Annotated in this window: 14 protein-coding genes and 3 pseudogenes; 11 read left to right on the top strand and 6 right to left on the bottom strand. The window is 34.6% G+C overall.

The window, feature by feature from the left end:
• Positions 1 to 14: 14 nt before the first annotated feature.
• Positions 15 to 1214 (bottom strand): MFS transporter, encoded by a 1200-nt coding sequence (locus tag COL05_RS09655; RefSeq protein WP_048525207.1) that lies wholly within the window; start codon positions 1212 to 1214, stop codon positions 15 to 17.
• Between the two features lie 15 nt (positions 1215 to 1229).
• Positions 1230 to 1646, bottom strand: a complete 417-nt coding sequence (locus tag COL05_RS09650; RefSeq protein ID WP_139365427.1) for a MarR family winged helix-turn-helix transcriptional regulator — start codon at positions 1644 to 1646, stop codon at positions 1230 to 1232.
• A gap of 174 nt (positions 1647 to 1820) precedes the next feature.
• Between COL05_RS09650 and phaZ the strand changes: the two genes are divergently transcribed.
• The 7 genes from phaZ (at position 1821) to COL05_RS09620 (ending at position 7079) form a co-directional block, all read left to right on the top strand.
• Positions 1821 to 2738, top strand: a complete 918-nt coding sequence (gene phaZ, locus COL05_RS09645; protein ID WP_142337414.1) for an intracellular short-chain-length polyhydroxyalkanoate depolymerase — start codon at positions 1821 to 1823, stop codon at positions 2736 to 2738.
• Positions 2739 to 2798: 60 nt separating this feature from the next.
• A complete protein-coding gene (locus tag COL05_RS09640) occupies positions 2799 to 3032 on the top strand; it encodes a hypothetical protein (RefSeq protein ID WP_000546484.1) in 234 nt (77 codons plus the stop codon).
• A gap of 113 nt (positions 3033 to 3145) precedes the next feature.
• Positions 3146 to 4342, top strand: coding sequence for an MFS transporter (locus COL05_RS09635; RefSeq protein ID WP_098668448.1), 1197 nt, complete (start codon positions 3146 to 3148; stop codon positions 4340 to 4342).
• The gene (locus COL05_RS09630) at positions 4326 to 4526 is read left to right on the top strand and encodes an NETI motif-containing protein (protein WP_098668447.1); all 201 of its coding nucleotides are present in this window, start codon (positions 4326 to 4328) and stop codon (positions 4524 to 4526) included. The genes COL05_RS09635 and COL05_RS09630 overlap by 17 nt, the downstream gene beginning before the upstream one ends.
• Positions 4527 to 4636: 110 nt before the next feature.
• On the top strand, positions 4637 to 4768 hold the full coding sequence (locus COL05_RS31815) for a hypothetical protein (protein WP_257152556.1): 132 nt from the start codon (positions 4637 to 4639) through the stop codon (positions 4766 to 4768).
• Positions 4769 to 5063: 295 nt separating this feature from the next.
• The gene (locus tag COL05_RS09625; protein ID WP_098668446.1) at positions 5064 to 6299 is read left to right on the top strand and encodes a CapA family protein; all 1236 of its coding nucleotides are present in this window, start codon (positions 5064 to 5066) and stop codon (positions 6297 to 6299) included.
• Between the two features lie 48 nt (positions 6300 to 6347).
• Positions 6348 to 7079 (top strand): M15 family metallopeptidase, encoded by a 732-nt coding sequence (locus tag COL05_RS09620; RefSeq protein WP_098668445.1) that lies wholly within the window; start codon positions 6348 to 6350, stop codon positions 7077 to 7079.
• A gap of 356 nt (positions 7080 to 7435) precedes the next feature.
• Here COL05_RS09620 and COL05_RS09615 read toward each other — a convergent pair.
• Positions 7436 to 7723: pseudogene (locus COL05_RS09615) on the bottom strand (S-layer homology domain-containing protein); the annotation flags it as partial.
• Between the two features lie 194 nt (positions 7724 to 7917).
• On the opposite strand from COL05_RS09615, the gene COL05_RS09610 reads away from it, so the two are divergent.
• Entirely contained in the window at positions 7918 to 8250 is a 333-nt protein-coding gene (locus COL05_RS09610; RefSeq protein ID WP_098668444.1) for a DUF3895 domain-containing protein, read from the top strand.
• A 97-nt stretch (positions 8251 to 8347) separates the two neighbouring features.
• Here the strand turns inward: COL05_RS09610 and COL05_RS09605 are convergent, their stop codons facing one another.
• Positions 8348 to 9055 (bottom strand): DNA alkylation repair protein, encoded by a 708-nt coding sequence (locus COL05_RS09605; RefSeq protein ID WP_098668443.1) that lies wholly within the window; start codon positions 9053 to 9055, stop codon positions 8348 to 8350.
• A 349-nt stretch (positions 9056 to 9404) separates the two neighbouring features.
• On the opposite strand from COL05_RS09605, the gene COL05_RS09600 reads away from it, so the two are divergent.
• Positions 9405 to 9863, top strand: coding sequence for a hypothetical protein (locus COL05_RS09600; protein ID WP_098668442.1), 459 nt, complete (start codon positions 9405 to 9407; stop codon positions 9861 to 9863).
• Between the two features lie 137 nt (positions 9864 to 10000).
• Here the strand turns inward: COL05_RS09600 and COL05_RS09595 are convergent, their stop codons facing one another.
• Complete coding sequence (locus COL05_RS09595) at positions 10001 to 11245, bottom strand: MFS transporter (RefSeq protein ID WP_098668441.1); 1245 nt, start codon at positions 11243 to 11245, stop codon at positions 10001 to 10003.
• A gap of 224 nt (positions 11246 to 11469) precedes the next feature.
• On the opposite strand from COL05_RS09595, the gene COL05_RS09590 reads away from it, so the two are divergent.
• Positions 11470 to 12051: a TetR/AcrR family transcriptional regulator gene (locus tag COL05_RS09590; RefSeq protein WP_098668440.1), complete on the top strand. Its 582-nt coding sequence runs from the start codon at positions 11470 to 11472 to the stop codon at positions 12049 to 12051.
• A gap of 81 nt (positions 12052 to 12132) precedes the next feature.
• Here the strand turns inward: COL05_RS09590 and COL05_RS09585 are convergent.
• A pseudogene (locus COL05_RS09585) lies at positions 12133 to 12462 on the bottom strand (DUF7832 domain-containing protein); the annotation flags it as partial.
• Here COL05_RS09585 and COL05_RS09580 point away from each other — a divergent pair.
• A pseudogene (locus tag COL05_RS09580) lies at positions 12450 to 13331 on the top strand (S-layer homology domain-containing protein); the annotation flags it as partial. The pseudogenes COL05_RS09585 and COL05_RS09580 sit on opposite strands and share 13 nt — an antisense overlap.
• Positions 13332 to 13439: the final 108 nt, after the last annotated feature.

The following is a 13439-nucleotide window of genomic DNA, read 5'->3' as shown; positions in this document are numbered from 1 at the left end:
TTTCCTTATTTATGTTAAGCAGAAACTTTTCCGTCTGTATGTTGTTTCTTGAATTTTTGTTTTCGTCCGTGTAGTCCATAATAGAGAAGTAAAGTAAAAGCAACGATAATAGCTGCGATAAAATACATATTATGGTAACTGGATTTCGCTGCGACGATACCTAAAATGAAAGAACCAAAGCCAATACCACTATCAAAGAATGAGAAGTACGTAGCTGTCGCAGAACCACGTCGATGGTTTGGAGCGGCAGAAATCGCAATCGTTTGGAAGCTAGGAATTAATGTTCCATAGCCTAAACCGATTAACATACCTGCGCCAAGGAACCAAAATGAAGTTTGTGCTTGGCTTAAAATGAACATCCCAATTGTGAAAATAATGATAGCTGGGTAAACAAGTACATTTTCACCGAAGCGATCAAAAATCTTACCTGTAAATGGACGAGAAATTACAACAACAAGTGCGTATAAAATAAAGAAGTAACTTGCAATGTCAGCTAAACCGAGCTCTTTTGCATAAATAGGAATAAAGGATAAAATGCCACTATAAGAAAAGGCTAAAACAAATCCTGTCAGAGCGATCGGAATAGAAGATGGTTCAAGTAAGTCTTTCCATTTCATTTTTTCTTGTTTTTGTTTCTTTACTGGTGCTTCATGCGGAATATTTACAAGTAGTCCTAATAAAAATGCAAGCAATGAAAATACGGAACAAACGATAAATAATACTGTAAATGAAAAATGAGAAATAATTGTTAAACCTAAAAAAGGACCAATTACCATCGGCAAACTCATGAATACGCCGAAATAGGCAAGTGCTTCGCCGCGTCTATGAGCTGGCGCAACATCTGTGACAATCGTACCTGTTGCAGTTGTTGCCATACCGAACCCAATACCATGTAAGAAGCGAAGGGCTAGTAATAAAAATAAACTTTGCGCACCGAAATACATAACAGTAGCGGCTAAAAATAAAGAAAGTGAAATAAATAATATTTTCTTTCTTCCTAAATCATCGAGCCATTTTCCTGTAAATGGTCGACATAAAACAGATGAAATAAGAAATACAGTTGCAACTAAACCAATTTCCTCAGGTTTTCCTTTTAGACCGTCTATTACATAGACAGGTAAAGTAGTCATAAGCATATAAAATGTTAAAAAGAGAAATAGACTACTAAAACAAGTTCCGAGGAAATCCTTCGTCCAAAGTTTCTCACTTTGCATCGTCATCCCTCCAATTTAATCTAAGTTTTTAATAATTTGTTGTAACACTTGAAATGCTTGATGTAACTCATCTTCGTTAATACCTTCTAGCGTCTTTTCTTCAAAAGTATCAACTTCTTCTTGCCATACCGGAATCATTTTTATCGCTGTTTCTGATAAAGAAATAAGCTTCTCACGGCGATCTTTTCCTTCTGTACGAATAATCCATCCCATCGTTTCCATACGTGTTAACGTACGAGTCATCGTTGGTGATTCAACATTTAAATACTGGCATAACTCTGTTTGTGTACAAGAACCAGTTTGATTGATGCGGAAAATAACAGCCCATTGCGCACTAAATAACCCAGTGGGAGATACGCGTTCATTAAATTTCTTCGTAAACTTGCGAGAAGTCTGGCTGACAATGTGAAAAAAATGTTGTTTTTCGTCCATGTATTTTGATCCTTTCAAATTAGTTACCTAGCTAACTATATACTTTTTCATTATAATTGTCTAGTAATAGACATGTTGATTTATGTAAAAATTTCGTATAGGTTTTATGTTGCGAACGTATATTCTACATGCTATTCTTTAATTAAGTAAAGAATTTTCTTTCTATTAAAAAGAATGGGGGAACTTGTGATGATTAAGCCTGCAACAATGGAGTTTGTTTCACTATCGAACGGAGAAACGATTGCGTATCAGGAAGTTGGAAGGCAAAATACAGAAATTCTTGTACTCATTCACGGGAATATGACGTCGTCACAACATTGGGATTTAGTTATTGAAAAGCTGCAAGATCAATACCATATTTACGCTCTTGATTTAAGAGGATTTGGCCAATCAACATATAATCAATCGATAGATTCATTACAAGACTTTGCAATAGATGTAAAACTATTTGTCGATCAATTGAAGCTAGAGAAATTTTCATTAATGGGCTGGTCAATGGGCGGTGGTGTTGCGATGCAATTTACAGCGAATCATCCAACATTTGTAGAAAAGTTAATTTTAGTAGAATCAGTGGGCATGAAGGGATATCCAATTTTTAAAAAAGATATAAACGGGCAGCCAATCGTATCAAGTTTAGTAAAGACGAAGGAAGAGGTTGCACAAGATCCCGTACAAATTGCTCCAGTGCTAGACGCGATAAAAAATATGAATAAATTATATTACCGTACAGTATGGAATTTATTAATATATACACATAATCAACCGGAACCGGATCGTTATGAAAAGTATTTAGATGATATGTTAACGCAACGTAATTTCGTAGATGTAAATTATGCGCTCATTACATTTAATATTTCGGATGAACATAACGGGGTTGTAGAGGGGAATAAGCAAATTCATCATATTAAAGCTCCAACACTTGTCGTACAAGGTGACAGAGATTATGTCGTACCGCAAGTGGTCGGTGAAGAATTAGCAAAACATTTACCGAATGCAGAGTTGAAAGTGTTAGAGGATTGTGGTCATTCGCCGTTTATTGATTGTTTAGATGTATTTATAAAACATGTAGAGGATTGGTTAGAAGAGAAATAATCCCCGAAATGAAAAATATTGCATATACTATAACATTGTAGGTAAAAGGGGAGATTATCCATGCATCATCCGTTCTTAATTGCGCATTCGCCATATAATCATCACTTATATACAAAAATAATGATAGCTCCGATGTATATGCAAGTTTCACCAGCTGTAGTTCCTTTACAAATGCAATACCCGCAGCCACCAATTGCTCATGCACAGCAATACGTGTATGAAACTGCTTTTTATAAACATCCGTATTTCAAGCAATTCCATAACAATGTGAAAGCACAAGTTTGGGAAGGATAAGAAGCTAAAAGGTTCATTCTTTTAGCTTCTTTTTAATTGCGAATATTCGTACACGTATTTGAAGAAACAGTTTATAATGAAAGGTGGAAAGCGTGAGAAGGAGAGGGAAAGGGATGTCGATGCGTTTTACTTTTTGGATTATGGTTGGGATTGTAGCAATCTCAGGTTTATCACAAGGGATGCTCTTACCGGCCATTGCAATGATTTTTGAACAAGAAGGGGTTAGTTCAAGTATTAACGGTATTCATGCGACGGCACTATACATTGGGATATTAGTTATTTCGCCGTTTCTTGAAAAGCCGATGCAAAAGTTTGGAATGAAGCCAATTATCGTCATTGGTGGGTTTCTCGTTATTATTTCATTATTCTTTTTTACACAAACTTTTTCATTTTGGGTATGGTTTATTCTTAGATTTGTAGTTGGAGTCGGAGATCATATGCTTCATGTCGGAACACAAACATGGATTACGACAACAGCAGACCCAAGTAAAATAGGGAGACAAGTATCGATATACGGTGTATTCTTCGGAATTGGTTTTGCCGTTGGTCCGTATTTAGCAAGCACTGTTCAGTACGGTCTTGCAACGCCATTTATTATATCCACTATACTGTGCTTAATAGGTTGGCTATTATTACTGCCAACGAAAAATGCATTCCCGGCGCAAGATGAAAGAGAAGTGAAGAGTGAATCATCATTTTCTCGTTATAAACAAGTTGTTGGATTAGGATGGATTGCACTGCTGGGACCACTTGCATACGGCGTACTGGAAGCAATGTTAAACAGTAACTTACCAGTATACGCGCTTCGTAAAGGATGGTCTGTTTCAGAAGTATCCTTCTTATTACCAGCATTTGCAGTTGGGGGCATTATTACACAAATTCCGCTCGGTATATTAAGTGACAAATACGGAAGGGACCGTATTTTAACGTGGACGTTCTGCATAAGTACGGGCATTTTCTTGCTGGCAGCCGTATTTGATCAATATTACTGGATCGTCTTTGCCTGCATGTTGTTAGCTGGTATGGTCATTGGATCGTGCTTCTCGTTAGGACTTGGATTTATGACAGATTTATTACCGAGACACTTACTACCAGCAGGTAATATATTATCTGGAATCGCTTTTAGTTTAGGAAGTATACTGGGACCTGTATTAGGAGGCGTATTTATAGAAAAAATACAGTATACAAGCTTTTTTATTGCGGTTATGATTATAATAGGAATTCTCGCAATGTTATATATCGTCTACATGAAGAATCAATTCGCATCAAGAAAAATAGAAAGTAGGTTAGGGCATGACAAAACAACCTAAGAAAAAGAAATTTGAAGTACTCGAAAACGAAACAATTACAGATTGCTTAGCACGTATGGAACAAGAAGGCTATGCACCGTCTCGTCGTATGGAAGAACCAATCTTTCATGAAGTGAAGAAAAACGGCAAAACAGAAGTTGAACCGTGCGGTAGGAAAATTGTTTTTGAAGGGAAATTGAAGTAATCTAATAAAAGTTCTTCTTTGTGGTATAGAGCCCTCCAAATCGTTTGAGTTGGAGGGTTTGTTTATATTGGGCAGAGAAAAGATTGCTACTTTTTCCGTATATTGCTAAAATGAGTTCTTGGGGCTTACTTGTTGTTAACGGCATAATAATTGTCGCTCAACTTAAAGAAATTAGTTACACAGATTTCGCACTAACTAAAGAGGGGGCGGCAGCAATCCCTTATTTTTGGAGATACTCATAGACGTAAAGTAAGAGAGAAGGATATATGAACTATTCGCCTCTCTAGTTTAGTTTCACCAGCTATTACAATTGGAACTAGTATATCAAATTCAACATCCTATTGGATAATGTTTTTCTAGCTATCTATTCATTCTGATAGAAATAATAGATTGTTAGAAAGTGAAAAAGATTATCCGTATATTCCGAAGCAAATTTAATAGAGTGTTTTCAAAAATTAAGTGTAAAACAAAAATACGCTGTTTTAAAAGTTATTTGTTAGAATTGGTTATTAGTAATAAAACAGAAAAGAGGATTACATGTTAGATAATTTACAGAGAAATAAAAAGCTTTTTTTAGTATGTTTTATTTTTTTATTGATTTTAACCGCTTGTGGCAATACAGATATTAAGACATCTAAAGCTTCATTACCACCGGCTCAATCAAAGGCAGATACATCATTAAAAACACCGAATTGGGTCGATAAAAGTCCTATTCAAAAATCCCCTAATTTTATTGAAGATAAAAAAGTAAAATCGGTAGTGAATTTAATAGCAACGGGTGATAATTTATATCATGACGCAGTAATTAAAGATGGCAAACAAAAAGATGGTTCATATGATTATAACTATATTTATGAAAATATAAAAAAAGCTGTTCAATCAAGTGATCTTGCTATTGTGAACCAGGAGACTCCAATTGCAGGAAATCATCTAAAAGTACAGGGGTATCCTACTTTCAATACACCTGAAGAAGTAGGTCAATCTTTAGTGGACACTGGATTCAATATAGTGACTCAAGCGACAAATCACGCTATGGATATGGGTATTAAAGGTGTGATGAATACAAGAGAATACTGGAAGAAATATCAGGATGTTATCCCAGTAGGCATTAATGAGAGTCAAAACGAACGCAATGAAATAAAAACGATTACCAAAAATGGTATTCGCTTTGGGCTACTTAATTATACATATGGTACGAATGGGAATAAAATTCCAGGTGATAAGTCTTGGGCATTAAATTTAATTGATAAAAAAGCGATACAAAATGATGTGGAAAAGGCAAAGAATAATTCTGATATGGTGATTGTTATGGTGCATTGGGGAGTAGAATATACCTTTACGCCTTCAAAGCAACAAAAAGAAATTGCTCAATATTTAACAGATTTAGGCGTAGATGTAGTAATTGGAAATCATCCACATGTAATCCAACCAATTGAGTGGAAAGAAAATAAAGATGGACACCAGACGCTAATCTATTATTCTCTTGGAAATCTTATTTCTGCTCAAGAAAAATTAGAAACATTGATTGGAGGACTATCGTATATACAATTTGTTAAGTATGAAGATGAAACTTTTGGTATACGACAAGCTGCAGTTGTACCGACAGTAACCGACTATGCTGATGGTAAGAAGCATTTTAAAATTCAATTTTTAAAAGATTATTCAGATGAAAATTCTAAAAAACATGGGGTTAAAGAATTTGTCGGCCCTGTTTCTTTGAAGGATTTTAAGGATATTCCTAAAGAAGTGTTGGGAAATTGGTATAAAGACTAATAAACAAAAAGGGAATGAGATACAATTAAAAAAATTATAATTTTAGCATTGGTATTGGCATTGGGATGGAGCCTTGCTGCTTGTAGTGGAAAACAAACATCTCAGGAAACTACTAATCATAATGATAAAAATAAAATTGATATAAAAGCGAATAAAAAAGATACTTTACCTATTTCTGATCTTAATGATTGGAGAATTATTCTTGTAAATAGAGAACATATGTTACCAAAGGAACTAGGGATTGAATTAACAAGTATCACCCAAAGTGCTAAGCCAAATATGAAAATAGATAGCAGAATTGCAACTTCCTATCAGGATATGGTAACAGCTGCAAAAAAAGAGGGCATTAACCTTTATTTAAGGTCAGGTTATCGAGCTATAAAATTACAACAAACTTATTATGATGCTTCAGTTAAAAGCTATAAATCTCAAGGTTTGTCGGATACAGAGGCTAGTGCTAAGGCATTGGAATATCTTCAGTATCCTGGCGCAAGTGAGCATCATACTGGATTAGCGTTAGACATTATTTCAGTTGAATGGCAAAATACTGTAGAAGACTTAAATGCAAAATTTGAAACTACCGATGCATTTAAATGGTTAGATAAGAATGCTGCAGAGTATGGTTTTATTCTTCGCTATCCAAAAGATAAAGAGGAAATTACTGGCATTAAGTATGAGCCATGGCACTATCGTTATGTAGGAAAAGAAGTTGCTATATATCTAAAAGAAAAGGGATTAACTTTAGAAGAATATTGCGAAAAAATCAAGTCTGACAAATAAAAGTACACTTTGATTCTATTAAAAAGCCAGTAGACATATTTCTCTTCAGTAAAGGAGATAAATTATGCATTGTCACTGGAAAAGTTGGATCTGAAGGATGTCTCCATCTTCCTCTTAGTATTGCGAAAACTGTGTATGATAATGTAAGTACGTATGAACCTATGTATGTATCAAGAACTTAAAGTTATAAAAGAAGCAGTGAAAAAGGACCTGATATTCATATCAGATCCTTTTTTCATTCGTAACATGGAATACTTGCTTACATGGGTTAGGTATCCCTGGTCTTACCTTCATAGAAGGAGCTGAAAAACTAAAAGACGAGTACAGGTTTATATATTTATATTGTTTGTAACTTATTAACAGTTTTCATTTTTAGATATTTCGGCGCGTTGAATATAGCCATCAGAGAAGCTGAAATAAAGAGAATAGCTTCCTCAATTATATATGAAGCCTTCACTAGTCATATCCTCTCCGATTCCATATGGCTCACCAAACCATTCTTTTCATTCATTAATAGTGATATCCATTTTCACTGAAATATATCTAGCGTCCGAAGGGTACATGTCAATATTATAATCGCCGTATACCGCTATATTAGGTGCATCACATTCTGTACATGGTGCTTTTTTCAAAACATATGGTAGATACAGTAAAACGTTCTGTTTTCCAATCTACGATAGAAAACAGAACGTATATTTGGTATAATCAAAACATACTATATGAAACGATGTACATGAGTTTGAGATTTATGTAAAAAGGTAAGTAATACATAACAATAGCTACGATATAGGATTCAGTTCATGTTATACAAATTAATCGTTAGAAAGGAAAAGAAGTAATGAATCAAATTTCATTTGAAGATTTATTTGAAGAAGAAAACGAGAAAGAAAAGGTGGAGGTAGCTGAAATTCCAGTACCTTTATCGCCATTACAAAAAGATATATTGGAATTAATGGATTCTGAAGAAATAAGTGCTCTTGAGCTATGCGAACAATTAATACGAGCTGGAAAAATATCAGATGAAAGATTCACAACGAATAAGCCTAAAGCATATGGAGAAGTATGCTTATTATTAGAAGGCTTTGTCAAAGAAGGAAAGCTTATTTTTGTTAAAAGTGATGAGAAAAGAGATAGGGTTTATAAATTGAATGAAGAAATGTTTAACGGATAAGGTGTGCAGGGGGAATGAATAATTTCCTAGGGAGTTCATTCGTTTTTCACATAAGAAAGGTGTCAATCTTGCTTAGATTGACACCTTTCTTAATCATTTAACATCTAACATACTTACGTTTGAAACCAAGTCTTCCTCTATCAAGTTCTTTCTGAATACTTTCGGAAGCATTTAGCAAACTGCTCTTTTTATTTTCACGTTTTACTTCAACTATACCAACTTCTTTTGCAATCTCGACTGCCTTTTCGTGTAGTGGTACATATGAAATTGCTACCGTGTTTAAGAAATTATTCATAGCGGATTTAGTTCGTTCTGGCGAATCATGAATCTTATTTTTTACCATTTCAAGCATAGCGGAAATTTTGCTTTCGGAAAATTCGTTGTCTTTACGATTTCCTAAAAGCCAGCAGTAGCAACTCCAGCCAGCAGACATTTTAAGCTCCTCACCACTTGCAATCCATGTATCAGCAATATCTTGTGCAATATCTGACTCCGATAAAGTTACTGCTACGACATAATCAGATAGCATATAAAAATATGCCCCATCCATCCAGCGATTAAAATCCGATTCACTCATAGCTTTTGGATTTGCGATAATGCCTGCAAAGTACATAGCATCGTAGTTGCCTGTCGCATAAAGTTCTTCAGCTAATTCTTGACTTACTTTTATTTTCTTAGCAATTGGTTTCATAGCACCTGTAGCTACGCCGAAAACTGGCTCGTGTGCGCCATTAGATATGTATATTTTTTTCGTTCTTTCTTTACCAAGGGCTTCAAGCTCTTGCATAACTGTTTTAAAATCCATAGCTGTACACTTCCTTCGTTAATATAAAGACCATGTTAATTGTGAGCATCTAGTTTAGATCTTTTATCATGTTTTCCATACTTCCTAATTTTAAGTCTTATGTGAGTAGGATGTCTACTTTCTATAATTTGTAGATAATGCAGTTAGTGATTTTGAAAGTCTAGCTATCTATAATTGTAGGGGGACTATATGAAAATAAAAGGGAAGGAAATACAGAGGTATAGTTTATTACATAAATTTTGAGGATGAAAATAATAGTTAACCTTTGGCTCTTTCTCGATATTATTATGTTATTATTTGGTAAGGGGATAAATGGAATTTAAAGTTAAATATGTGAGGTTGATTCTAAATGATAAAGAAATTTACTAGAGTAGTACTAACTACAGTGATGCCAATTAGTCTTATCATGGGTTGTGGAAACACTGAAAAAACTAAAGCACAAGAGTCGAAAGCGGCACAATCGGAGAAAAAGGACTATACGGATTACTCATATGGAAGCAAAGGTATATTAGTAAGCGGAAAAGCGAAAGAACGTCAACAATACGAGGTTGGGTTTATAGATGACAACAAGTTAATAGGAATTGATGAAAATATTGAGGACTGTATGATGTTAGATAATAAAGATGAAGCAAGTCTCGTTTGGAAACAAATAGAGCGTGGATCCATTATTGAAGTGCAATATGGTAAAGATCGCAATGATATTGTAGGCGTACAATTAGTAGAAGATCGTGAACCATACGAAATTAGTGATAAGTTTGATCGAAATACGATAAATGAGATTGTTGAAAATGTTAAAGGGGATTTGTAATAGATGTATTTCGATAGTATAGGATTCCTCATCATGAAATTGTGAATCAACGGCATTTTTTATATGAAAATGCCGTTGATTTGTGTTGAAAAGAAAACTCTATTCTTGTAGAAAAACACCTATTAAACATAAATGAATTATTCTTCGTTCAGCTGTGAGGATCGCCGTAAGGTTATTATCCAAAATAAAAGAGCGCAAGCACTAACAGATACACCTAATATGCATACTCCATCCCAACCATATTTGGCATATGTATTTGTTGAAAGAATAGCACCTGTTGCACTACCGATAGAGTAAAAAATCATGTAACTGGCAGTGAGTCGACTTCTTGCTTCGGGACGCACTGTGAACAGTATACTTTGATTGGTGACATGTACAGCTTGCACAGCTAAATCTAAAAGGATAATGCCGAAAATTAGTAATAATAGAGAGTGATTTATAAGTTTAATTAGGAGCCATGAAAGTATTAATAATGATAAGGCTATGCCAGTTGTTCTTTGTCCGAATCCTTTATCAGCTAATTGTCCAGCTTTAGTAGCAGCTAATGCACCCGCTACTCCAGCAAGGCCGAAGGCACCAATAGCTGTATGCGAAAGAGTATGTGGTGTAACACTTAGCGGCAACACTAAAGAAGTCCATAAAATACTGAATGAAGTGAAAATAAGCAATGCTAATATTCCACGAATGCGTAAAAGTCGTTCTTCCATAAATAATAAGAGAACAGAGTATATTAATTTTCGATAAGGCATAGTTGTCACTTTTTTATGTTCAAGAGTAGGTAAATTCTGGTGTAATAAAACAGTTATGAAGAGTAAAAGAATAGCGGAGGTGAGATAAACGGATCGCCATCCAGCTACATCTGTTAATGTGCCTGCAAATGTACGAGCAAGGAGAATACCTATTACAATGCCACTTGTAACGAAACCTACTATGCGCCCACGTTCTGCTGGATTAGCTAAAATTGATGCATATGCGACGAGTGTTTGCGTAACAGTTGCAAGAATTCCTACTAAGGCCATACCTATAAAAAGTACGGTGCTTGAGGGAGCGACCCCGATTATAATTAAAGCGAAAACAGATAAAAGCATTTGGACAATGATTATTTTCTTTTGGTTTAATAAATCCCCGAGTGGAACTAATAAAAGTAAACCAAGTGCATAACAAACTTGAGTAATAGTAATTACAATACCGATAGTTGAATGGCTAATCTTAAATTCATTTGATAAAGAATCAAGTAGTGGATGAGCGAAGTATATATTTGCTACAGCCATCCCGCAAGCTATTGAGAATAATAGAGTCATATAACGAGACATTGTTGCATGAACAGGTGAATGTATATGAGTATGTTTTAGGCTGGTTATCATTTTTTCTTTACTATTCATAAAATCAGCTCCTTTTTGTATTACTTACAAATAACATACCGATCGGTATGTTATTTGTAAGTAAAATATAATCTCGAAGAAATATATATGTCAAGTTTATTTTGAGTTAATTATGATTTTTTGACATGTTGTTTATAATCTAATACGATATATAATATACCAATCGGTACATAAATGGTGATGTGTAATTTTAATAATTAGATGTAGAAAGGAGATGATTTTAAGTGGCACGATTACGTGAATTTGATGAAGAAAAAGCTTTAGATGCTGCTATGCAACTTTTTTGGGAGAAGGGATACGCAGCTACTTCATTAAGTGAATTAACTGCTAAAATGGAAATACAAAAGCCGAGTTTATATTCAGCCTTTGGTGATAAAGAGGGTTTATTTGAAGCGGCATTAAGGAGATACACAAATTTACATGCAGCTAATATACGAACAAAACTTCAAAACGAACAATCTGTAAAAGAAGCAATTCGGACATTTTTTGAAAATATGGTGGAAGAGGAATATAAAAAAGATTTCAGTAAAGGTTGTTTTTGTATTAACGCAATGGTCGAACTTGCTCCTCATAATGAAAAATTTGAAGTACTGACTAGAGAACATCAAATGTATCTTGCAGTTATTTTTCAAGAATTAATTACGAAAGGAATTCGATCAGGAGAACTGCAAAGTGATTTGAACGCTAAAGCAGTAGCGCAAACATTAGTCACTTCCTTAATTGGATTAACAGTATTAATGAAATCACGTCCAGAACGTTCCGTTATAGATAATTCGATATCGATAATAGTATCGTTAGTAAAATGATCTTTGGGTGAGGGGTTAATCAGTAAATTAGATAATAAGAAAGTCAATTCCTTATTAAAATAAGCAATCGACTTGTTATAATTATTTATTTTGTAAGTTATCTTTCCAAAAATTATAGCTATTATCAATAACGTTTTTTAATTCGAAATAGTTTTCCCAAGTATCTTGCACATGGTAGAGAGTTTCGCCTTCATCTATAAAAACGTCTGAGTAATCACTTATATATTTCCATTCCTCATCATTATTAAAGTAATACATCGCAAATTGGTTGCCTTCGTCATTTAACATGTCGTCTGCAAAAACGCCATCCCAGTTCGTATAAATTTCTGTGCCAGTCATTTGTCTAAGTTTAAACTGTTTAATTTTGTCTTGAGACTCTTCTTCAAATTCTTCACTACATATTAATTTCTCGTGGGAATTGGACTGGATTCGTACAAGGTATTCAATGGTACGCAAATGTTAACTCACAAATTGACTCGCCTTTACAAGAAAGAAACGAGCTATTTGATTCAAATGAATTTAATCCAGCTGAACCTGGCATGGAGTTAGTCGTTAATGGTGACGGTATAAACATACGTAGCGGTGCAGGACTTGAACATCAAACTGTTCGTAAAGCTTCAAACAGAGACCGTTACAAAGTGTTAGCAGTTAAAAATGGTTGGTACGAAGTAGGAAATGGAGAGTAGATTTTCTATAATCCAAGTTGGATTAAAATTAACTACAATGTACCAAAAGAAGAAGTACAAAAGCCAAAAAATGATATTACAGGTGGATGGTTTGAGGGACATATTCGTAAACTACACAGTCTAGGTATTATGCACGGGGAAGGAAATGGTGTATTTGCGCCTTACCGTAATGTAACAAGAGCTGAGTTTGCGACATTAATCGCCAATGCTCTTAAACTACCAGAAGGAAATAAATCATTTGTAGATATTAACAAAGCTCATCCATCACTTCATGACGGTATGAAACGTAGTGCAAGTGCAGGAATTATTAGCGGCCGTGGTGGAGGGATTTTTGACCCGAACGCACCAATCACTCGTGAAGAAGCATCTATCATGATTGACAACGCATTACAGTATAAAGGTGTTACAGGTGAATTAGTTGCATTACCATTTAGGGATAAACATTTGATCACATATAAACAGCCTGTTCAACGATTATACAGCTTACAGGTAGTTACTGGTGTTGGAAATAATGAGTTTAATCCTAAAGGTACAACAACTCGTGGTGAGGCAGCTGCCTTGTTAGTGAAGATGTTAAATGCAAGTCAAAAATAGAAAGAATGGTAAAGGAGCTATCCAACATGATAATTTGGGACAGCTCCTTTTTATTTTAGCCCCTATGAAGCTCCTTATAAGCACCTATCAAGTAATAAATCACTAAGA

The sequence above is a fragment of the Bacillus sp. AFS059628 genome (genome assembly GCF_002571225.1).
In the GTDB taxonomy this organism is placed as follows: Bacteria; Bacillota; Bacilli; order Bacillales; family Bacillaceae_G; genus Bacillus_A.
Note: the sequence above shows the minus strand (reverse complement) of the source record. Positions and strands in the feature narration are given on the sequence as shown.